The organism is Candidatus Polarisedimenticolaceae bacterium, from assembly GCA_036275915.1.
GTDB lineage: Bacteria > Acidobacteriota > Polarisedimenticolia > Polarisedimenticolales > DASRJG01 > DASRJG01.
Genome location: DASUCV010000022.1, coordinates 141,143 through 162,899 on the forward strand (window position 1 = coordinate 141,143; position 21,757 = coordinate 162,899).

Here is a 21,757-nt window from a genome sequence, read left to right on the forward strand (position 1 = left end):
CATGCTGAAGAAGTCGCCGTTCCACGAGCGGACCGCGCCCCTCGTTCGCGCCCAGACGTGGCGCCGCTGGGCCGGCTATCAGATGGCGAGTGCGTACGATCCGCACCCGGATCGCGAGTACGCGGCCGTCCGCAACGCGGCGGCGCTCTTCGACGTGTCGCCGCTCCACAAGTACGTGATCGGCGGCAAGGACGCGGCGCGCCTCTTGGACCGCCTGATCACGCGCGACGTCACCAAGCTGAAGACCGGCCAGGTCTACTACACGCCGTGGTGCGACGCGGCCGGCAAGGTCGTCGACGACGGGACGCTGTCGCGGCTCACGGCGTCGACCTACCGGCTCACGAGCGCCGACTCTTCGGTGCGCTGGCTGACCATGAATGCGGTCGGGATGGACGTCAGCCTCGAGGACACCACGGAGACGACGGCGACCCTGGCGCTCCAGGGACCTCTCTCCCGGGCGATCCTGTCCCAGCTCTCCCCCGACGTCGCCAGCCTCAAGTACTTCCGCCTCGTGTCGACGACGGTCGCGGGGACCCCGGTCACGATCTCGCGCACCGGGTACACCGGCGACCTCGGCTACGAGATCTGGGTCGATGCGAAGAGCGCGATCCCGCTCTGGGACGCCCTCATTGAAGCCGGGACGCCGTACGGGATCGTGCCCGCCGGCATCTGGGCGCTCGACATCGCGCGGATCGAGGCCGGGCTCATCATGCTCGACGTCGATTACTTCTCGTCCCACCACGCGCTCATCGAGTCGCGGAAATCGTCGCCGTTCGAGATCAACCTCGGGTGGGCGGTCTCCGCCGCGAAGGGGCCGTACAACGGCCGCCGGGCGCTCGCGGCCGAGCGCGCGCGCGGCGCCGCGTGGGGGTTCGTCGGGCTCGAGATCGATTGGCCGTCGTTCGAGAAGCTCTTTCACGCGCAACACCTGCCGCCGCAGATCTCGAACGTCGCGTGGCGCGTTTCCGTTCCCGTCTATGCCGGCGGGACCCAGGCGGGGTACGCGACGAGCGGCTGCTGGTCGCCGATCCTCAAGAAGCCGCTCGCGCTCGCCCACCTCGAGAAGCCGCATTTCGCTCCGGGCACCAGGGTCGAGATCGAGGTGACGGTCGAACACGTGAGGAAGCGCGCGCAGGCGACCGTCCGCGCGCTCCCGTTCTTCGACCCTGAAAGGAAGAAGGCGTGAGCGGCGAGCGCTGGGATGCCGTCGTCATCGGAGGCGGGCACAACGGGCTCGTCACCGCGGCCTATCTCGCGCGCGCGGGGCGGAAGACGCTCGTCCTCGAGAAGCGGCCGCTCGTCGGCGGCGCGGCGGTCACGGAAGAGGTCTTCCCCGGGTTCAAGTTCTCCGTCTTCTCGTACGTCGTCAGCCTGCTGCGGCCCGAGATCATCCGCGAGCTGGACCTTCCGAGCCACGGCCTCCAGATCCTGCCGCTCGAGAGCACGGTCACGCCGCTCGACAACGGCGACTACCTCGCCGGATGGGCCGACCCCGACGAGACGCGGGAGGAGCTCCGGCGTCACTCGCCGAAGGACGCCGACGCGGCCGCGATCTTCGGCCATCTCATGCACCACATGGCGATGGCGGTGAAGCCGATCCTCGGCATGATCCCGCCGGACCCCACGTCGCTGTCGCCGCGCGACCTCATGGGCCTCCTGAAGCTCGGGCGCCACTTCAACGATCTCGGCCGCGAGAAGTTCCACGCGCTCCACAAGCTCATGACGATGTCGAGCGCCGACTACCTCGACGAGTGGTTCGAGTTCGACGCGCTGAAGGCGACGAAGTCGGCCAGCGGCATCATCGGCACGTTCCTCGGGCCGAGGTCGCCGGGCTCCGCGTACGTTCTCCTCCACCACTACATGGGCGAGATCGACGGCGCCTTCCGCGCGTGGGGGTTCCAGAAGGGCGGCACCGGGGCGATCAGCGAGTCGATCGCATCGGCGGCGAAGTCGTTCGGCGCGACGATTCGCACCGATGCCGCCGTGAAGGAGGTCATCGTCGTCAGCGGCCGCGCGACGGGCGTCGCCCTCGAGTCCGGCGAGGAGATCCCCGCGAAGCTCGTCGTCTCGGGGCTCGATCCGCGCCTCACCTTCACGAAGCTCGTCGATCCGCGCGGCCTCCCCGAAGATCTCGTCGACGGGATCCGGCGCTACAAGTTCCGCGGCTCGTCGGGGAAGGTCAACCTCGCGCTCTCCGGTCTCCCGAGCTTCACCTGCATGCCCGGGATGGGCCCGCACCTTCGCGGCGCGATCTCGATCAGCCCGAGCCTCGACTATCTCGAGCGCGCCTACGACGACGCGAAGTACGGCGAGTTCTCACGCCACCCGTACATGGATTGCATCTTCCCGTCGATGATCGACCCGGGCATGGCGCCGCCGGGGCGCCACGTCATGAGCATCTTCGTCCAGTACGCGCCGTTCAACTTGAATGGCGGATGGAACGCCGAGAAGCGCGAGGCGTTCGGCGACGCGGTCGTCGCCACGCTCTCCCGGTACGCGCCGGACCTCCCGTCGAAGATCCTCCACCGGCAGGTCCTCACGCCCGACGACATCGAGCGGATGACCGGCCTCACCGAGGGAAACATCTTCCAGGGCGAGCTCGCGCTTCAGCAGCTCTTCTTCCTCCGCCCGGTGCCGCAGTGGGCGAAGTATCGAACGCCGATCGACGGCTACTGGCAGTGCGGCGCGGGCACGCACCCGGGCGGCGGGATCATGGGCGCGTCCGGACGCTTGGCCGCGCTCGAGATGCTGGGGGCGGCTCGATGAGGACCTCCGCTCTCGACGCCATCGTCATCGGTGCCGGCGCCAACGGCCTCGTCGCGGCGAGCCGCCTCGCGAAGGCCGGACGCCGGGTCGTCGTCCTCGACGCGGCCCCGGCCGCCGGCGGCCAGAGCCGTCTCCTCGATTTCGCGCCCGGTTACCGGGCGGCGCCGCTCGGCATCGATCCCGGCTGGGCTCCTCCCGGCATCGTGACCGCGCTCGGGCTCACCGGCCTCGAGCCTCTCGAGCACGACACGCCCCTCACCGTGCCGACGGGCGCCGGGGCGTTCCTCACGCTCTCACGCGATGCGGGCACGGCAGCGGCGGCGATCGCCTCGCATTCCAAGGCCGACGCCGAGAAGTGGCCCGCGTTCACGTCGCGCCTTCATCAGCTCGCCGGGTTTCTCTCGGTCCTCTATCAGTCGCCGGCGCCCGACGTCGGAGTCGCGTCGCTCGGCGAGGTGCTGCCGCTCCTGGGCTTGGGGCGCAAGTTCCGCGCGCTGGGACGCGTCGGGATGATCGAGTTCCTCCGCACGCTTCCCCTCTCGGTGCAAGAGCTGGCCGACGATTGGTTCGAGTGCGGGCCGCTCAAGGCGGCGATCGCCACCGCCGGAATCCAGGATCTCCGCCAGGGGCCGCGTTCCGGCGGCACCGGCTTCGTCCTGCTCCATCATCTCGTCGGAGCGCCAGAAGGCTCGGTGCGCGGACGCGTGCCGTTCCGTGCCGGCCCCGGCGCGTTCACCGCGAGCGCGGGCGCCTCGGCGGCGCGCTTCGGCGTGACGATTCGCACCGGTGCGCGAGTCGCGCGGATCGACGTCCGTGACGACGCGGTCGCGAGCGTGGTCCTCGAAGGCGGTGAGGAGATCGCGGCGAAGCAGGTCCTCTCGACGGCCGACCCGGCGCGCACCTTCCTCGAGTGGGTCGACCCGGTGTGGCTCGACCCCGAGTTCGTGCGCACGATCGGGAACATCCGGCACCGGGGCTGCACCGCCTACGTCCTCTTCGCGCTCGAGGCGCTGCCCGAGTTCCCGGGGCTCGTCTCGCGGGGCGCCCTCGGCGGCACCGTGTCGCTCACCGGCGACGCCGCGGCGCTCGAGCGTGCGGCCGACGCGGCGAAGTACGGAGAAGTCTCTCCGAAGCCTCACGTCGAGCTGCACGTGCCGACGGTGCACTGGCCCGATCTCGCTCCGGCCGGACGTCACGTCCTCGTCGCGCGCCTCCAGTACGCGCCTCACGCGCTCCGGAGCGGCGATTGGGACCCCGAGCGCCGCGAGGCGCTCGCGCGCACGGTGATCGGAGCGATCGACCGCATCTACCCGGGCTTCGCGTCGCGGATCGTCCGTCACACGGCCCTGACACCGAAGGACCTCGACGAGCAGCTCGGTCTCCACGAAGGGTCCGCGTCGCAGGGCGAGCTGGCACTCGACCAAATTCTGTTCATGCGCCCGGTTCCGGGCTGGGGCCGGCACGCGACGCCGATCGACGGACTCTTCCTCGGCGGCTGCGGAACGCACCCGGGCCCCGGCATCCTCGGCGGCGCGGGTTGGCTCGCGGCAGGGCGCATGCTCGAGGAGAATCGGAGACCGGCTTGAGGGACAACGCCCTGCGGGACGAGCTCGCGAGATTCGACCCGGCGATCCCGATCGAATCGGCGTGGACCCCGCCGGCGTCGTGGTATTCCGACCCCGCGATGCTCGCGCTCGAGCGCACGGCGGTCTTCCAGCAGAGCTGGCAGGCGGTCGGGCGGGTGGACCAGGTCGCGAAACGCGGCGACTACTTCACCGGTTGCCTCCTCGATCTTCCTTACGTCGTCCTTCGTGACGACCAGGGCATCCTGCGAGGGTTCCATAACGTCTGCCGCCATCACGCGGCCGAGGTGTGCAGCGGCGAAGGCCGGCTCGGCGAGCTGTCGTGCCCGTATCACGGCTGGACCTACCGCCTGGATGGCCGGCTCGCGCGCGCGCCTCGCCTCGGACGGAACGACGTCTTCGATCGCGATCGCTTCTCGCTGAAGCCCGCCGGCGTCGTGTCGTGGGGACCGCTCGTCTTCCTCCATCTCGGCGACGACCCGCCGCCGTTCGAACCGCCGCTCGCCGAGCTGAAACGCCGTCTCGACGCGATGGGAACGAGCGGGCTCTCGTTCGTCGCGCGGCGCACCTACGACCTCCGCTGCAACTGGAAGGTCTACGTCGACAACTACCTCGACGGCGGCTACCACGTCGCGGTCCTTCACCAGGCGCTCGCGGGGCAGCTCGACCTCGACACCTACCTCACGGAGATCATGGACCGCGTGTCGATCCAGTCCGTCCGCTCGCCGGAAACCGCGCCGGGCGAGGGCGGAGGCGACTTCGCCGAGCGAATCGGTTCGGAGGCGCTCTACGCCTTCATCTACCCGAACGTCATGTTGAACCGATACGGCCCGATCCTCGACACGAACTGGGTCGTCCCGACGGGCGCCGGTACCTGCCGCGTGATCTTCGACTACTTCTTCCTCGACCCGAAGGATGACGACTTCATCGCCCGAAGCATCGCCGCGAGCCACCGCGTCCAGGAAGAGGACGTCTCGATCTGCGAGTCGGTGCAGCGCGGCCTGGGCTCGCCCGCCTACGATCGCGGCATCTACGCGCCGAAGATCGAGATCGCGGCGTACGAGTTCCACAAGCTGCTGGCCGCGGATCTCAAGAGGGGACAGTAACCTGGCTACTGTCCCTTACCCCGGCCAGGTCCAGTTCTCGAGCTCGGGCTTGTCGATCCCGTTCTCGTACGCGTAGGACTGGCAGTCCTTCTGCAGCGCGGCGAGCTCATCGAGCGCCTTCATTCCGATCTCGCGGAGTTTCGGTGTGCGCTTGATGACGTCCATCGCGAGGCTGAAGCGATCGATGTTGTTCTGGATCGCGAGGTCGAGCGGGGTGTTGATGCTCCCCCGCTCCTTGTAGCCGCGCACGTGGAAGTTGTCGTGGTTCGTGCGGCGGTAGGCGAGCCGGTGAATCAGATAGGGGTAGCCGTGGAAGTTGAAGATCACCGGCTTGTCCTTCGTGAAGATCGCGTCGAACGCCTCGTCGCTGAGGCCGTGCGGGTGCTCGCTCTCCGGGACGAGGCGATAGAGATCGACCACGTTGACGAACCGAATGGCCAGGTCGGGGAAGTACCCGCGAAGCATCACGACCGCGGCGAGCGCTTCCTGCGTCGGCACGTCGCCGCACGAGGCGAGCACGACGTCGGGCTCCCGGTCGCCGCCGGTCGAGGCCGCCTTCCAGATGCCGATGCCGTTCCGGCAGTGCAGGGCCGCCTCGTCGATCGACAGGAACTGAAGATGCTTCTGCTTGTCGCACACGATGACGTTGACGTAGTTCGTGCTGCGCAGGCAGTGGTCCGCGACCGAGAGCAAGCAGTTCGCATCGGGCGGGAGATAGATGCGGCAGACTTCCGGGCTCTTGTTGACGACGACGTCGAGGAAGCCGGGATCCTGGTGGGTGAAGCCGTTGTGGTCCTGGCGCCACACCGTCGAAGTGATGAGGAGGTTGAGCGACGACACCGGCGCGCGCCACGCGAGCTGGCGGCAGGTGTGCAGCCACTTCGCGTGCTGGTTGAACATCGAGTCGATGACGTGGACGAACGCCTCGTACGTCGACAGGAAGCCGTGGCGGCCGGTGAGGAGGTAGCCCTCGAGCCACCCTTCGAGCGTGTGCTCGGAGAGCATCTCGAGGACGCGCCCGTCGGGAGCCAGCTCGCCGTCGACGGTGTCCTCGGGAACGTACTCTTCGAGCCAGAGCTTCTTCGTCACGTCGTAGAGAGCGCTCAGCTTGTTCGAGGTCGTTTCGTCGGGGCCGAAGACGCGGAACGTGGTCATGTTCCGCTTCATCACGTCGGCGAGAAACGTCCCGAGCGGCTGCGTGTTGCTCACGAGCTTCTTCCCGGCCTCGGGGACGTCCACGGCGTGATCGCGGAAGTCGGGCATCGTGAGCGGCTTCCGTAGAACGCCGCCGTTCGCGTGCGGGTTCGCGCTCATCCGGCGCGTGCCTTTCGGGGCGAGCGCCTGCAGCTCGGGAACCAGCCGCCCCTTCTGGTCGAACAGCTCCTCCGGCCGGTAGCTCCGGAGCCACGCCTCGAGCTGAGCCAGGTGCTCGGGGTTGTCCCGCACGCCCTGGAGCGGGACCTGATGCGCGCGCCAGCGTCCCTCGACCCTGTTGCCGTCGACTTCCTTAGGGCCCGTCCACCCCTTCGGGCTTCGGAGGACGATCATCGGCCACGTCGCGCGCGCGGCGCGGCGCCCCGCACGCGCGGACTCTTGAATCGACCGGATGTCGAGAACGGCGGCCTCCATCGCGTCGGCCATCGCGCGGTGCATCGGCTCGGGCTCGCTCCCCTCGACGAAGCGGGGCGACCAGCCGTAGCCTTCGAGAAGCTGCGCGAGCTCCGCGCGCGGAATCCGCGCAAGGATGGTCGGATTGTCGATCTTGTAGCCGTTCAGGTGGAGGATCGGAAGGACGGCGCCGTCGCGCACGGGGCTCAGGAACTTGCTCGAGTGCCACGACGTCGCGAGCGGACCGGTCTCCGCCTCGCCGTCACCGACCGCCACCGCGACGAGGAGGTCGGGGTTGTCGAAGGCGGCGCCGAACGCGTGCGAGAGGCTGTAGCCCAGCTCACCGCCCTCGTGGATCGATCCCGGCGTCTCCGGCGTGCAGTGGCTACCGATGCCTCCGGGGAAGGAGAACTCCTTGAAGAATCGTTCGAGCCCCGCCACGTCCCGGCTCTTCTCGGGGTAGACCTCGGAGTACGTCCCCTCGAGATACGCGGGTCCGAGAACGCCGGGCGCGCCGTGCCCCGGCCCCGCGAGGAAGATCGCGTTCAGGTCGTACTTCACGATCAGCCGGTTGAGGTGGATGACCATGAAGCTCAAGCCCGGGCTCGAGCCCCAGTGTCCGAGCAGGCGCCGCTTGACGTGCAGGGCCGTGAGCGGCTCGCGCAGGAGCGGGTTCGATCTCAGGTAGATCATCCCGGCGGCCAGGTAGTTGCACGCGCGCCAGTAGGCGTCGATCGATTTGACCTCGTCGTCTCTCAAAGGGGTTGCGGTGTTCTCGTCGCGGAGCCTTGCGGTGCTCATCGGGACTCCTCGGTAGTGGAATGGGAACCAGTGTAAGCTCCCCGGCCATTTCGGGGGGTCGCGCATGAGACGCGTTGCGGCCGTTGCCGGTGTTCTCGTCGTCTTGTCGTCGCCCGCCGGCGCTCCGCACGCAGCGCCTCCTCCCAAACCGCCGGGGCTCGAAGAGAAGGTGCAGGTGACCTTGGTCCAGGTCGACGCGCTCGTCGTCGATGCCGCCGGCAAGACGGTCCCCGGCCTGACGAAGGCCGATTTCGCGATGAAGATCGGCGGCCGTGACGTGAAGGTCGATACCGTCGACCTCGTCTGCCCGATCGGCGGCGCCGCCGACCCGGCACCCCTGAAGCGGGGCGAGCCGCTCCCCGCGCCGCTCGGGGCGGGAATCAAGCGGCGCATCGTGCTCGCCTTCGACTACACCTTCCTCGAGACGACGATGCGGGGCCAGATCCTCGACGCGGCGGCCGCAGTGCTTCGCGCCGTCAAGCCTCCCGAGGAGGAGGTCATGATCGTCGCGCTCACCGACGAGGTCCGCGTCGAGCAGAAGTTCACGACCGACGTTCGCCTCCTCGTCGGCGCGCTCGCGCGGATGAAGCACGATGCGACCCTCGCGTTCCGCGATTACCCGCTCGGCGTCTCCGGGCGAACGTACTTCGAGAACATCACGACCTTGATGGACGTCCTCGGCTCGTACGACGGGTCGAAAGGCGTCGTCTTCTTCTCGCAGGCGGGGATCGTCGGGTCGGCGATGCAGGATCTGTACTACAACGAGGTCGGCGCGCACGCCGCCGCGGCGCGCGGCGTCATCTATCCGGCGAAGCCCAACCTCCTCGATGCCGGAGGGCAGTCCGATGCGCTCGTCCGTCTCGCCAACACGACCGGAGGCCGGATGCAGTTCTTCGGGAACGACCTCTCCGTCCCGTACCGCCGCGCCCAGCGCGACCTCCTCTGCCGCTACACGATCGGCGCGTACGTCGATCCTTCGGAGACACGCGATCCGCAGACGCTCACGGTGAGTCTCCTGAACAAGCCCGGGCTCTCGATCCGGGCTCCCGAGCAGATGCAGATCTTCTCGGAGGACGCGAAGCAGGCCGCCCGCATCGGCGCCGCCTACGTCGATCCCGCTCCGTTCGAGCGCCCGGTGGTGCGCGCCTTCGGCTTCTCGGCGACGCCGGCAGGGCGTGATAGCTGGGACACGATCCTCGCCGTGAGCTGGCCGTCGTCCTTCAAGGGCCCGGGCGCGGACGTCGACGTCAAGGCCGCGGTGCGCCGCGACAACAAGACGGTCGGCGAGTACGCACGGCGCATCCACGTCGAGGCACCGGCGGGCGGAGCGGCGACGCGGCCGGTCACGATCCTCGGCGATACGAAGCTCGCGAGCGGCTCGTACGACCTCGACGTCGTGCTCACCGACGCGTCCGGCGGCGAGATCGTCGCGGCGACGACCGACTTCGTCGTGCCTATGGTCGTTCCCGACGCGCTGATCCTGCGCGGACCGGTCATGGGGAAGGTCGTTCCCGGTGGACAATTCCTCCGCGCGGATCCGAAGGACGATCCGGAAAAGACACGACTGGGCAAGACGCTCGGCGCCGGCAACGGATTCGAGCCGCTCTTCGTGCAGGAGATCGATCCGGGCGACAAGCTGCTCTTCTACTGGAGCGCCTGCGTCTACAAGGGCGAGACCGTTCCCGGCGACCTGCGCGTGAGCCGCACCTTCTTCGACGCCACCGGCGAGGTCGTGAGAGCCCTCGACCCGCTGCCGCTCGAGCTCGAGAGCCGCGGCAAAGGCGTGGCGTGCCAGGACATGCTCGAAAACGTAACCGGAGGCACGCTCAAGACGGGCGACTACCGGCTCGACGTGACGGTCACCCACGCCAACGGCGATGTGGTGACGAGAGGGACGACGCCCCTCAACGTGCGGTGACGGGAAAGACTTGGTTGCCGCGGCGGTGAAAGCGCGGCAACTTTATGGGTCTGCTTCTCGAGGGCCGACCGATGAGCCGTCCCGTCCGCACCTTGATTACGCTTTCGTTCGTTTTCATTCTCGCTCGCCACGCCGATGCGCAGAATTGCGTGGGTGTGGCGAAAGTCTCCAATACGGCCCTCGCCCGCGCGACGGTGGCAACCGGGCTGGGCGGCGGGACCGGCGGCCCCCTCTTCGTGACCGCCCCTCCGGGAGACAAGAGCCGGATCTTCATCGTCGGTCAGGGCGGCCTCATCCGGCAGCTCGCGCGCGGCGCGGCGCCCACCGCCTGGACCGTCTTCCTCGACATCAGCGCGCGCCTCACGCACGCCGGCGATGAGCAGGGTCTCCTCGGTCTCGCGTTCGATCCGAACTTCGCGACGAACGGTTTTTTCTACGTTTATTACACGCGCCTCTCCGACGGAAACGACATGCTCTCGCGCTTCCGGACGCTCGACGGCACGCCAAACACCGTCGGCGACCCGGCGAGCGAGACGGTCCTCTACCGCATCGTCGACACCGAGGACAATCACAACGGCGGCTGGCTCAGCTTCGGTCCCGACGGCTTCCTGTACATCGGTGAGGGGGACGGCGGCGGCGGCGGCGACCAGCACGGCACCTGCGGGAACGGCCAGAACACCTCCACGATGCTCGGCAAGATCCTTCGCATCGATCCGAACGGAATCGCCGGGAACCCACCCGACTGCGGGCTCGACGCGGGGCCCTACACGATTCCGGCGAGCAATCCGCTCGCGGACGGCCACGGCGGCAACTGCGACGAGATCTTCGCGTACGGCCTCAGGAACCCGTGGCGCAACTCGTTCGACGCATCGAACGGCGACATCTACGTCGCCGACGTCGGGCAGGGGTGCTGGGAAGAAGTCGACTGGATCCCCGTGGGAACCAGCGGACAGAACTTCGGATGGAGGAACTTCGAAGGGTCGCACTGCTACAACCCGTCGCAGGGGTGCTCGGCCACCAGCTCGGCCGCCGACGGCTGCGCCCCCGCCTGCAACGATCCCGCTCCCTCCGGAGATCCGATCCCGAACGGCACGCACCTTCCCATCTACAACTACTCGTCGAGCGTGAACCCGCAGTGCGCGATCACCGGCGGCTACGTCTACCGCGGCTGCCGCATGACGAACTTCCAGGGCAAGTACTTCTACGGCGACTACTGCGCCGGAATCGTCCAGAGCTTCATCCCGGGGAGCGGCGTCCCGAACACGTTCGAGACGTGGGCCGGGATCAGCTCGGGAATGTCGAACAGCTTGACGAGCTTCGGCACCGACGCTCAGGGCGAGATCTACTTCTGCGACCGCAAAGGGACCGTCTACATGATCCTGCCGCCGCTCACCGACGTGGAGGTTTCCGGAGAAGGGGCGGCCGACCAGCTCCGGCTCGACAAGAGCGGCGCCTGGACCTGGGAGGACATCAACTTCACGAGCCGCCAACTGACCACCTCCTACCACGTCTATCGCGCGAACGTTGCGGACGACGTCTTCAACGCGGGCGAGGTGTTCGACTGCGTCTTCCAGACGACGGGCACGACGTGGCCCGCGGGAGGCGATCCGGCGTCGCCCGCCCCCAACAGCTTCTTCGCCTACGTCGTGACGGCATTGAACGGCGCCACACAATCGAGCCCCGGCGGAACACCCGTGCGCACGCTCGGCGCCGCCTCGTGCCCGTGATGGGGTCCGTTCCCGTTCTTTGAATCGCGGAAGCCTCGTCGGTCCGCTTCTTGCTCTGACCGCGAGACAAGAGGTGAGGCGATGAATCATCCCACCCGTTTGGTGCTCGCGGTTTCGTTCGCCTTCATTCTTGTTCGCAGCGCCGATGCGCAAAACTGCTCGGGTGTGGCGAAAGTCGCCAACACAAATTTGAGCCGCGTCGCAGTCGCGACAGGGCTCGGATCCGGTACGAGCGGGCCGCTCTTCGTTACGGCGCCACCGGACGACACCGGCCGGATCTTCATCGTGCTGCAGGGCGGCACGATCCGTCAGCTCGCACGCGGGGCGGCGCCCACCGCTTCCACCCTCTTCCTCGACATCGGCGCGCGCCTCACGCACGTTGGTGACGAACAGGGGCTTCTCGGGCTCGCGTTCGATCCGAACTTCGCGGCCAACGCCTTCTTCTACGTCTACTACACGCGCGCCGTCGACGGCCACGAGATCCTGTCTCGATTCCGCACGCTCGACGGCACGCCGAACACCGCCGGCGATCCGGCGAGCGAGACCGTCCTCTTGCGCATCGACGACACCGAGGACAATCACAACGGCGGCTGGCTGAGCTTCGGTCCGGACGGCTTCCTCTACATCTCGGTCGGTGATGGGGGCGGCGGCGGCGACCAGCACGGCGCCTGCGGCAACGCTCAGAGCAAGACGACGATCAAGGGCAAGCTCCTGCGCATCGACCCGACGGGCAGGGTCGGCACTCCCCCGGACTGCGGTCTCGACCCGGGGCCGTACACCATCCCTCCCGGCAATCCCTTCGCCGACGGCTCCGGCGGCAACTGCGACGAGATCTTCGCGTACGGTTTGAGAAACCCATGGCGCGATTCGTTCGACCCGGCGAACGGCGACCTCTTCGTCGGCGACGTCGGTCAGAACTGCTGGGAAGAGGTCGACTGGATCCCCGCGGGGACGAACGGCCAGAACTTCGGCTGGCGGAACTTCGAGGGACTCCACTGTTACGACTCGGCGGCGGGGTGCAACGCGACGAGCTCCGCGGATGCGTGTGCACCGACTTGCAGCGATCCTGCGCCGGGCGGGCATCCGATTCCGAACGGCACGACGCTTCCGATCTACGACTATTCCTCGAGCGTCAACCCGCAGTGCGCGATCACCGGCGGCTACGTCTACCGCGGATGCCGGATGACGAACTTTGAGGGGAAGTACTTCTATGGCGACTACTGCGCCGGCACGATCCTGAGCTTCGTGCCGAACGGCGGGGTGCCGAACACGTTCCAGGACTGGTCGTCGCAGGTGGGCGGCGGGGCGATCACGAGCTTCGGCACCGACGGTCAAGGGGAGCTGTACTTCTGCGACCGTGCGGGCACCGTCTACATGCTCCTGCCGCCGCTCACCGACACGGAGGTCTCGGGAGACGGCGCGGGGGCTCCGTTCTTGCTCGACAAGACGGGGGCGTGGAGCTGGGAGAACGTCACCTACGCGAATCGCCAGCCGACGACGTCGTACCACGTCTACCGCGCGAACGTCTCCGACGGTGTCTTCCACGCGGGCGAGGTGTTCGAATGCGTCTTCCAGACGACGGGGACGACGTGGCCCGCCGGGGGCGACACGATGACGCCGGCCCCGGGCGGCTACTTTGCCTACTTGGTCACGGCGATGAACGGCGCCGTGCAGTCGAGCCCGGGAGGAACACCGACGCGAACCTTGGGCACGGCGGCGTGCCCGTAGCTCAGTAGCGCGGCATCGTCGGATCGATCCGCGCCGCCCACGCGTCCTGTCCGCCCGAGAGCACCTGGAGGCGCTTGAACCCGGCCTGCCGGAGGATCTGGTACGCCTGCACGCTCCGGATGCCGTGGTGGCAGGAGAGCGTGTAGGTCTCCGTCATGTCCAGCTCGTGCATCCGCGCCGGCAGCTCGCTCAGGGGAAAGAGCGTCGCGCCGGGAATCCGAGCGATCTGCCACTCGTGGGGCTCGCGCACGTCCAGGAGCTGGAACCTCTCCCCCGCCTCGCGGCGCGCGCGCAGCTCGTCGACCGAGAGGGTCGGCAGCCCCGTCAGCTCCGGCTCGATCTCCTCGCCGCGGATCCCGCAGAATTCCTCGTAGTCGATCGGCGACGTGATGGAGGGCGACGCGCCGCAGACGACGCAGGCAGGGTCCTTCTTCACCGAAAGCTCGCGGAATTCGAACGCGAGCGCGTCGAAGAGCACGAGCCGGCCGACGAGCGGGTCGCCGTTCCCGAGGATGAGCTTGATGACCTCGAGCGCCTGGAACGATCCGACGATCCCGGGGAGCACGCCGAGCACGCCGCCTTCGGCGCACGAAGGCACCATCCCCGGCGGCGGGGGCTCGGGGAAGAGGCAGCGGTAGCAGGGCCCGCGCTTCGCGTCGAAAATGCTGACCTGCCCCTCGAAGCGGAAGATGCTCGCGTAGACGTTCGGCTTCCCCGCGAAGACGCACGCGTCGTTGACGAGGTACCGCGTCGGGAAGTTGTCGGTGCCGTCCGCGACGACGTCGTACGGACGCACGATCTCCATGACGTTCGCGCTCGAGAGGCGCACCGGGTGCGGCACGATCGTGATCGACGGGTTCAGGCCGCGGAGGCGCTCCGTCGCCGCCTCGAGCTTCGGCCGGCCGACGTCCGCGGTCGCATAGAGGATCTGCCGCTGGATGTTCGTGAGATCGACGGCATCGAACTCGACGAGGCCGATCGTCCCGACCCCCGCGGCCGCGAGGTAGAGCGTCAGCGGCGACCCGAGCCCGCCCGCGCCGACGCAGAGCACCTTCGCGTCCTTCAGCTTGAGCTGTCCTTCGAGCGTCACCTCCGGCATCACCAGATGCCGGCTGTAGCGGAGGAACTCGTCGCGGGTGAGGGATGACATCGAAGGAGCTACTTCGCTTCCGGAACTCCCGGCGCGAGCTTGGCGTCGTCGATCTTCTCGTTGAACGCCGGCTCGAAGTCGACCGTCCTGCGCGTGCGCGTGGTTTCGCTCACGATCAGCTCCTCGACACGACGGATGAGGAGCGATTTCTTGTCGATCCACAACGTACGCTCGTTCGTCGCGAACTTGCCGGACACCTTGAAGCACTCGTGGCCAAAGGCCGCTTCGGCGCCGAGCGACATCGATTCCATCTTCGCGAGCCCCCAGCTCTCGACCTCGCCGGAGAGGAGGAGCGACGGGATCATCGCCGAGGCACCGTTCGACACCGACGGCGTGGCGGCCGATTCGACCCCGGCTTCGAAGGTCACGTCGGATCGGACGCCGGGGACGCGGCTCGACCAGTGATGCGTCCCATGCCCGTCGCGCCAGACGATGAAATGGAACGGGCTACCCTTGAGGCTGGACCCGGCGCACTCGAAACGAAACCTGTCCGGCCGGACGAACTCGGTCGTGAACGACGTCGTGGTGGCGATCGAGCCCGATTCGCCCTCGAACGCGACCGTGATCTTCCCCGAGTCGTGGTAGGTGGCGCACCCCGCGTAAGCGTGGGCGGTCGCCTCGAGAACGTCTTGGGCGGTCTTCGGCTCCGCCGTGGCCGCGGCGACCAGCATCAGGATGGAGGCGATCACCGGGCCGCGAACTCCGGAAGCGCGAGGCGCGTCTCCTCGACGTCGCCGCCGAGAACCGGATGGTACGTCGTGATCCGCTCGGTCTCGGTCTGGCTATTGTGCGACCGCTCCTCGATGCGCCGGATGAGCTGCGTCGACTGCGCGACCCAGATGATCCGGTCGATGCCGGGCGCCTCGCCTTCGATCCGGTAGCAGACGTCCCCGTCCAGCGTCCCGTCGTCGAGCCGCTTCAGCTCCGTCATGGTGTCGAGCCCGTAGCCGAACACCTCCGTCGGCATGAGCAGCGACGCCACGGTGTGCGACGCGCGGTCGGAGATCGCGGGCCGGGCCGCGAGCGTCACCGCGTAGTTGAACGATTGGTCGGTCACGAAGATCGGCTGACGGCTCGACCAGTGCCCCATCTTCTCGCCGTCGCGCCAGATGAGGTAGCGCTCGTCCTGCTGCCGCGGATCACCCTGGCAGATGAAGCGGAACCGCCCGGGGCGCTCGTACGCCGTCGAGAAAGTTTTGGACGTGGTCAGGACCGTGCGCTCGTGGAGGGTGTACGTGATGGCGATGGTGCCGTCATCCTCGTACGAGCGGGCGTCGGCGTACGTCTTCTGGACTCGGCTCAAGATGTCCCGTGCGGCGGGATCGCTGGAATCCTGCGCGCCGGCCGGGGCCACAGGGACGAGCGCGGCGACGGCCAGCAGAGTGACGGAGATCAGGCGAATGGACGGCATCGGCATCGGAGATCCTCCCCAGGGTCGTGCGGCTCTTCGAGCTTAAAGGCGCACCGTCACCGCGTCAAATCAGCGGCGGGCCGCCGGCTCCGGCGGATCGCCGTTCTCCAGCCCTTCGCTCGGCTCCTTCCGCCGCTCCTCGAGGACGACCCTCTTCGACGGCTCGACCATCGCCTGGATCTCCAGGAACGCGGTGCCGAGGGCGCCCGACCCGCCGCGATGCCGCTCGCCGCGCCCCTCCGATCGCTCGAGGAGGCGGTGAGCCCCGTAGAGCACGGCGGCGAGGAAGGCGACGACGAGCGCGAGCGTGATCATGCGTCGACGGCGTCGGGCTCCGGGCGTACGGCGAGGACGTCGGCCAGATACTCCGCTTCGTTGCTTCGCGAACGCGCCTCGTCGCGCGCCGCAGCGACGTTCGACGACGTCGCCGAGGTCTTCTGCCAGAGCGTGGCCCGCTGCTCGCAGAGCCCGACGCATCGCCGCCGCTCCCGCGCGACCTCCGCTTCGACGACCGCTTCGAGACGCTCGAGCACCGCGGCCTTCGTCGACGCCGGCGATCCGGCGAGCACGTCGCCGAGGGCGGCCTGGAGCGCGGTCAGGATCCTCCGCCCTCGGTCTCTCGAGATCACGCGCGTCCTCCGCGATGGATGGTGTGCCCTGCACCCTCGAGCACGCGAAGAGCGTGCTCCAACCGGACGCCCCTGACAAGGAGGTAGTCGGTGTCGAACGTCGAGATCGCGAAGATCGGGATGTTCGCCTCCGCGAGCGGCGACGCCAACGACGCGAGGATTCCGGTCGCGTCGAACGGAAGATTGCCGTTCACCTTGATGCAGCACCATCCGCGCTCGCATCGACCGGTCTCCGGCGCGACGGAGCCGGGGCAGACGATCGACAGCTCGTCGGCGGTCCGCACGATCGCGACGAACGCCGTGGAGAGAAGAGACGGCGGCACCGGCGCGTCCGGATCCAGGCGGCAGACCGCGTAGAGGCCAGGGAGGACGGCGAGGTCGAGGCTCAACGTCCGTGGAGCTGGCGGTCGTAATCGGCCGCGTCGAAGTGCCCTTGCGAGTCGGCGATGAGACCGTCCGGACCGATCGTCCACTCCTCGTAGCCGCTGATCTTCACGCTCCGGCCCGTTCCCCCCGGTCCGGTGTTCGTCCCGGTCAAGGTCCAGCGGTACTCGGCCGTGGGGCCGTGACGCTCGAGGCGATCCATCCGGACGGCCATGTCGGGAAACGCGGTCATGAAGCCCCGCGCGGCCTCCGTGATCGCCGCCCGGCCGACGGCAGGCTTGCCGCCGTTGATCGTGAGCGATCCGTCGTTCGCGAAAAACGAGGCCACCTGCGCCGGGTCCTGACTGCACCATGCAGCGGTGTAACGGGTGGCAAACGCGTGCAGGTCCCGGGGGTCCAAAGAGCTTCCCGTCAGCCCTTGCGCGAAGAAATGGGTCAGTGCCGCAGCGAACGCGGTGCCGACGACGAGGACGATCCAGCGGCGCCGCGGCCACGAGGTCTGGAGACCCGAGAACTGGACGAACAGGTCGACGGCATACGCCGCGCAATAGGCGACGTTGGCCAGAACGGCGAGGATGAACGCGCCGAGCAGGTTGTCGGTGGCCAGGAGGCTCTTGGACGCGGGCAGGCCGATCACGAAGTGCACCGCGACGACGGCGAGCAGAACCGCGTTGTAAACGAGCCGGCGAGGCTCCCAGTACCGCAACGCGTCGGCGGCGATGTCGCGGAACCGGCTCATCGCGCGGGCGCGCGCCCCACCGCGCACATCCATCCCTTCAGTTTGTGGTGATCGATCTCGATCTTCTCGAACCCCGCCTGGCTCAGCAGCTCGCGGTGCCTCTCGAGGGTCATGTACTTGGCTCCCAGTAGCTTCATCGGAATCGCGACGAGAAAGCTGAGCGTCTGCCCCCGGAATGTCTCCGCGATCACGACGAGGGTGCCCCCGGGCTTCAGAACCCGCCGGATCTCGCCAAGATCCCGGACGAGGTCGGGCCAATAGTAGTGGGTCTCGACCGCGGTCACGAGGTCGAACGTCGCGTCTGGAAACGGCAGCTTCGACACGGTGCCCGATTGGATCTCGACTCGCCCATTGCCGATCAGCTCGGCGTTCTCGGTTCTCGCCGTCGCGACGCTCGCGGCGGAGTAGTCGATCCCATCGACGTGACCCTGCGGCGCCATCCCCGCGAGCGTCCGGACGGTCCGGCCTCCGCCGCATCCGACGTCGAGGATCGTGAACGCGGGGCCGATCGTGACGTGGCTCAGGCCCCAGCGTGTCACGCCCGCGTGGCGGACGTTCATGCTGTTCGCGATCATCCGGCCGAGCGGCGACCACGGCCGCCGGCACTGGCTCGCGACGACGATGATGGCCGCCGACGCGACGACGATCGACAGGACCGTGTGAAGGCTCGGGCTCACCATTCCTCTTCGGTGACTCCAACCTTCGAGCACCGTTATGCGTAAGAGTATCCCTGGGCCGCAGGGGCAACTGCGCGCGGCCCATCGACCGAGGAGGTTCTCGTGAGGACTTTCGCATTGCGTTCGATCATCCTGCTCACGCTCGTCGCCGTTTTGGGTGTGACCGTCGCCCATGCGGAGGCGGCGTACATCCGGTTCCCGGATCTCAACGGCAACCGCGTCGTCTTCTGCGCCGAGGGCGACCTCTGGTCGGTCTCGGACAGCGGCGGTGTCGCCAGACGCTTGACGAACCACGTGGGGAACGAGTTCTACCCGCACTGGTCGCCGGACGGGAAGTGGATCGCCTTCACCGGCGAGTACGACGGCAACTCCGACGTCTACCTGATCCCGGCCGAAGGCGGCGAGCCGCGCCGCCTCACGTGGCACCCCGGAGCCGAGATCGTGCTGGGGTGGACCCCGGACGGCAGCAAGATCCTCTACCGGAGCACCGGCGAGACTCCCTACCGGTCGTCCGCGATCTACGCGATCTCGCGCGACGGCGGCGACCCCACGATGCTGCCGCTCGGCTACGCCGAGCGGATCGCGATCGATCCGGCGACCGGGAAGTACGCATTCTCGCGCAAGAGCTGGGAGAACGCGACGTGGAAGCGGTATCGCGGCGGGACCGCGCCCGACATCTGGGTCGGCGACCCGGCGAAGGCCGACTTCAAGAAGGTGACGAGCTTCGACGGTGTGAACGCGTACCCGATGTGGCACGGCGGCCGGATCTACTTCCTCTCCGATCCCGGCGGCACGATGAACCTCTGGTCGATCAAGGCCGACGGCTCCGACCGGAAGCGTGAGACCGATTTCAAGGACTGGGACGCGCGGCAGCCGGCGATCGCTCCCGACGGCCGGATCGTGTTCACGCTCCAGGCCGATCTCCACATCTTCGATCCGAAGTCGGGCACCGTGAAGAAGGTCGACGTCGACGTCCCCAGCGACCGCGTGCTCACCCGTCAGCGCTATCCCGACGCCGGCCAGTACGTGACGTCGTTCGATCTTTCCCCTGACGGGAGCCGCCTCGCGATCACGGCGCGCGGCGAGATCTTCTCGGTGCCGGCGAAGCCGGGCGTCACGATCCCGATCACGCGCGGCAGCGGAGCGCGAGAGAGCTACGGGCGGTTCTCCGGCGACGGCAAGAAGATCATCTACGTCACCGACGCCACGGGCGAAGAAGAGATCCGCAGCATCGACGCGTGGGACCGCGAGCCGGCGAAGACGGTCGAGCCGGCGCGCGCCACCGGCTGGCACTTCGGGCCGAAGGCGTCCCCCGACGGCAAGTGGCTCGCCTACGGCGACCAGACCCAATCGCTCTACGTCATGCCGGCGGAAGGCGGCGAGCGCAAGGTCGTCGACAAGAGCCCGCTCGCCGAGATCAACGATTACACCTGGAGCGCCGACGGCCGCTGGCTCGCCTACACGAAGGTGATGGACAACGGCTACACGGCGATCAACGTGTACGACACGGTCTCGGGCGTCGCGACGACGCTCGGGAACGGAACGACGAACGACAACTCGCCGGCATGGGACCCGAAAGGCCGCTGGCTCTACTTCGTCAGCGAGCGGACGACGAATCCGCTCCTCGGGCAGCGCGACTTCGACGTCATCGAGGCGAAGAACAGCAAGCTCTACCTCGCCATCCTGAAGAAGGACGGCAACGACCCGATGGCGAACCTCGAGGGGATGCCGCCGGACGAGGCGAAGAAAGACGACAAGAAGGACGAAGCGAAGGCCGACGAGAAGAAGGGCGGCGACAAGAAGGACGCCGACAAGAAGGACGAGAAGAAGGCCGAGCCGGTGGATATCGACGTGGCGGGCGTCTTCTCGCGCGTCGTCGAGCTGAAGGTGCCGGTCGGGAACTACTCGAACCTCGCGGCCACCGACAAGACGCTGTTCTACGTCTCGCACCCCGTGCAGGGAATGGTCGAGGACGGTGGCGACGACAGCCCGGACGGAACGCTCATGGCGTTCGACCTCGACAAGAAGGACAGCAAGACGTTCGTCGAGGGTATCGGCGGCTACGTCCTCGCGAAGGACGGAAAGCTCGCGATCCAGAAGAAGCGCGGCGAGATCTTCGTCGTCGATGCGGGCTCGCCCCCCGGAGGCGAGCTGGGCAAGGGCAAGGTCGACCTGTCCGACTGCGTCATCAACCTCGATCCGCGCGAGGAATGGAAGCAGATCTATCAGGAAGCCTACCGGTTCGAGCGCGACTTCTACTGGGACAACGGGATGGGCGGTCTCGACTGGAAGGCGATGCGGGACAAGTACCAGACCCTGCTCCCCCGCGTGGCGACGCGCTCCGACCTCCGCGATCTCATCGGCGAGCTGATCGGAGAGCTCGGGACGTCGCACACCTACGTCTCCGGCGGCGATCCCGGCTCGCAGGCGAAGCAGGTCGGGACGGGGCTCCTCGGCGGGGATTTCACGCGTGAGGGCGACGTCTACAAGATCAACCGCATCTACCGGGCCGACCCCGCGGACAACGTGCGCTCCTCGCTCGAAGAGCCCGGAGTCGGCGTCAAGGAGGGCGACTACATCCTGGCCATCGACCACCGCCCGTTCGAGAAGGGCAAGTCGTTCTACGCCGCGCTCGAAGGGCGCGCGGGCAAGGAAGTCGTCCTCACCGTCGGCTCCTCCGCTTCGAAGGAAGGCTCGCGCGACGTCGTCGTGAAGGCCATGGACAGCGACAAGCGCCTCCGCTACTGCGACTGGGTGCGCATGAACCGCGAGTACGTCGCGAAGAAGACCGACGGCAAGATCGGCTACATCCACCTTCCCGACATGGGACGGGACGGCCTCGTCGCCTTCGAGACCTGGTTCTACCCGCAGCTCAAGAAGGAGGGGATGGTCGTCGACGTCCGCTGGAACGGCGGAGGCTTCGTGAGCCAGCTCGTCGTCGAGCGCATGCGCCGCGACCTCATCAGCTTCGACCGCTCGCGCGGCGGCGGTGTCGAGACCTACCCGCAGCGCGTTCTCAACGGGCCGTTCGTCGTCCTCACGAACGAGCACGCCGGCTCCGACGGCGACATCTTCCCGGCGGCGGTCCAGCTCGAGCACCTCGCCCCGGTCATCGGGATGCGGTCGTGGGGCGGCGTCGTCGGCATCCGCGGCGACAAGCCGACCGTGGACGGCGGCATGCTCACCCAGCCCGAGTTCGCGTGGTGGGATCCGAAGCAGGGGTGGGGGCTCGAGAATCGCGGCGTGATCCCCGACATCGAGGTGCAGAACCTGCCGCAAGACCTCGCGAAGGGAATCGACACGCAGCTCGACCGGGCGATCGCGGAGGTCATGAAGCTCCGCGACGCGCATCCGCCGGTCAAACCCAAGTTCGACCCGATCCGCGACCGGAGCCGCAAGGCGTTCGAGCGCGAGAACCCCAACATCAAGACCGACGTTCCCGAGATGAAGGGAACCGGGACCCAGTAGTCGCGTGGGGACATTCTGCTTTTTCTTCTAAAAGCAAAGGGGCCGCGGCAAGCGGCCCCTTT

Annotated in this window: 17 protein-coding genes; 8 read left to right on the plus strand and 9 right to left on the minus strand. The window is 67.9% G+C overall.

Annotated elements, in window-relative coordinates:
• Position 1: 1 nt before the first annotated feature.
• The 4 genes from VFV19_17405 to VFV19_17420 are packed head-to-tail and all read left to right on the plus strand — an operon-like array spanning position 2 to position 5,455.
• The gene (locus VFV19_17405) at positions 2-1,186 is read left to right on the plus strand and encodes an aminomethyltransferase family protein (GenBank protein ID HEX4826079.1); all 1,185 of its coding nucleotides are present in this window, start codon (positions 2-4) and stop codon (positions 1,184-1,186) included.
• Positions 1,183-2,766 (plus strand): NAD(P)/FAD-dependent oxidoreductase, encoded by a 1,584-nt coding sequence (locus VFV19_17410; GenBank protein HEX4826080.1) that lies wholly within the window; start codon positions 1,183-1,185, stop codon positions 2,764-2,766. The genes VFV19_17405 and VFV19_17410 overlap by 4 nt, the downstream gene beginning before the upstream one ends.
• On the plus strand, positions 2,763-4,352 hold the full coding sequence (locus VFV19_17415) for an NAD(P)/FAD-dependent oxidoreductase (GenBank protein HEX4826081.1): 1,590 nt from the start codon (positions 2,763-2,765) through the stop codon (positions 4,350-4,352). Before VFV19_17410 ends, VFV19_17415 begins: the two co-directional genes overlap by 4 nt.
• Positions 4,349-5,455 carry an aromatic ring-hydroxylating dioxygenase subunit alpha gene (locus VFV19_17420; GenBank protein ID HEX4826082.1) on the plus strand — a complete coding sequence of 369 codons (1,107 nt, stop codon included), beginning with the start codon at positions 4,349-4,351 and terminating at the stop codon, positions 5,453-5,455. The genes VFV19_17415 and VFV19_17420 overlap by 4 nt, the downstream gene beginning before the upstream one ends.
• Before the next feature lie 15 nt (positions 5,456-5,470).
• Here the strand turns inward: VFV19_17420 and VFV19_17425 are convergent, their stop codons facing one another.
• Entirely contained in the window at positions 5,471-7,864 is a 2,394-nt protein-coding gene (locus tag VFV19_17425; GenBank protein HEX4826083.1) for a phosphoketolase family protein, read from the minus strand.
• A gap of 64 nt (positions 7,865-7,928) precedes the next feature.
• Here VFV19_17425 and VFV19_17430 point away from each other — a divergent pair, with 64 nt between their 5' ends.
• The 3 genes from VFV19_17430 (at position 7,929) to VFV19_17440 (ending at position 13,237) form a co-directional block, all read left to right on the plus strand.
• A complete protein-coding gene (locus VFV19_17430; GenBank protein HEX4826084.1) occupies positions 7,929-9,782 on the plus strand; it encodes a VWA domain-containing protein in 1,854 nt (617 codons plus the stop codon).
• Between the two features lie 155 nt (positions 9,783-9,937).
• Entirely contained in the window at positions 9,938-11,509 is a 1,572-nt protein-coding gene (locus tag VFV19_17435) for a PQQ-dependent sugar dehydrogenase (GenBank protein ID HEX4826085.1), read from the plus strand.
• Between the two features lie 189 nt (positions 11,510-11,698).
• Positions 11,699-13,237 (plus strand): PQQ-dependent sugar dehydrogenase, encoded by a 1,539-nt coding sequence (locus VFV19_17440; protein HEX4826086.1) that lies wholly within the window; start codon positions 11,699-11,701, stop codon positions 13,235-13,237.
• A 1-nt stretch (position 13,238) separates the two neighbouring features.
• Here the strand turns inward: VFV19_17440 and moeB are convergent, their stop codons facing one another.
• From moeB to VFV19_17480, 8 genes are all read right to left on the minus strand, one after another.
• A complete protein-coding gene (moeB, locus tag VFV19_17445; GenBank protein HEX4826087.1) occupies positions 13,239-14,387 on the minus strand; it encodes a molybdopterin-synthase adenylyltransferase MoeB in 1,149 nt (382 codons plus the stop codon).
• 8 nt (positions 14,388-14,395) lie between these two features.
• Positions 14,396-15,076 (minus strand): hypothetical protein, encoded by a 681-nt coding sequence (locus tag VFV19_17450; GenBank protein HEX4826088.1) that lies wholly within the window; start codon positions 15,074-15,076, stop codon positions 14,396-14,398.
• Entirely contained in the window at positions 15,073-15,804 is a 732-nt protein-coding gene (locus VFV19_17455; GenBank protein HEX4826089.1) for a DUF2092 domain-containing protein, read from the minus strand. Before VFV19_17455 ends, VFV19_17450 begins: the two co-directional genes overlap by 4 nt.
• 63 nt (positions 15,805-15,867) lie before the next feature.
• Positions 15,868-16,113: a hypothetical protein gene (locus tag VFV19_17460; protein ID HEX4826090.1), complete on the minus strand. Its 246-nt coding sequence runs from the start codon at positions 16,111-16,113 to the stop codon at positions 15,868-15,870.
• Entirely contained in the window at positions 16,110-16,427 is a 318-nt protein-coding gene (locus tag VFV19_17465) for a hypothetical protein (protein ID HEX4826091.1), read from the minus strand. Before VFV19_17465 ends, VFV19_17460 begins: the two co-directional genes overlap by 4 nt.
• A complete protein-coding gene (locus VFV19_17470) occupies positions 16,424-16,816 on the minus strand; it encodes an ACT domain-containing protein (protein ID HEX4826092.1) in 393 nt (130 codons plus the stop codon). The genes VFV19_17465 and VFV19_17470 overlap by 4 nt, the downstream gene beginning before the upstream one ends.
• Complete coding sequence (locus VFV19_17475) at positions 16,813-17,583, minus strand: nuclear transport factor 2 family protein (protein HEX4826093.1); 771 nt, start codon at positions 17,581-17,583, stop codon at positions 16,813-16,815. Before VFV19_17475 ends, VFV19_17470 begins: the two co-directional genes overlap by 4 nt.
• Positions 17,547-18,227, minus strand: coding sequence for a class I SAM-dependent methyltransferase (locus VFV19_17480; protein ID HEX4826094.1), 681 nt, complete (start codon positions 18,225-18,227; stop codon positions 17,547-17,549). The genes VFV19_17475 and VFV19_17480 overlap by 37 nt, the downstream gene beginning before the upstream one ends.
• Before the next feature lie 102 nt (positions 18,228-18,329).
• Here VFV19_17480 and VFV19_17485 point away from each other — a divergent pair, with 102 nt between their 5' ends.
• A complete protein-coding gene (locus VFV19_17485) occupies positions 18,330-21,695 on the plus strand; it encodes a S41 family peptidase (protein HEX4826095.1) in 3,366 nt (1,121 codons plus the stop codon).
• Positions 21,696-21,757 lie beyond the last annotated feature (62 nt).

Excerpts from the sequence above, each read along its gene's own strand:
- moeB (HEX4826087.1), bottom strand. The coding sequence starts at position 14,387 with ATGTCATCCCTCACCCGCGACGAGTTCCTCCGCTACAGCCGGCATCTG.
- VFV19_17415 (HEX4826081.1), top strand. The coding sequence starts at position 2,763 with ATGAGGACCTCCGCTCTCGACGCCATCGTCATCGGTGCCGGCGCCAAC.
- VFV19_17475 (HEX4826093.1), bottom strand. The coding sequence starts at position 17,583 with ATGGATGTGCGCGGTGGGGCGCGCGCCCGCGCGATGAGCCGGTTCCGC.
- VFV19_17405 (HEX4826079.1), top strand. The coding sequence starts at position 2 with ATGCTGAAGAAGTCGCCGTTCCACGAGCGGACCGCGCCCCTCGTTCGC.
- VFV19_17425 (HEX4826083.1), bottom strand. The coding sequence starts at position 7,864 with ATGAGCACCGCAAGGCTCCGCGACGAGAACACCGCAACCCCTTTGAGA.
- VFV19_17455 (HEX4826089.1), bottom strand. The coding sequence starts at position 15,804 with ATGCCGATGCCGTCCATTCGCCTGATCTCCGTCACTCTGCTGGCCGTC.
- VFV19_17430 (HEX4826084.1), top strand. The coding sequence starts at position 7,929 with ATGAGACGCGTTGCGGCCGTTGCCGGTGTTCTCGTCGTCTTGTCGTCG.
- VFV19_17460 (HEX4826090.1), bottom strand. The coding sequence starts at position 16,113 with ATGATCACGCTCGCGCTCGTCGTCGCCTTCCTCGCCGCCGTGCTCTAC.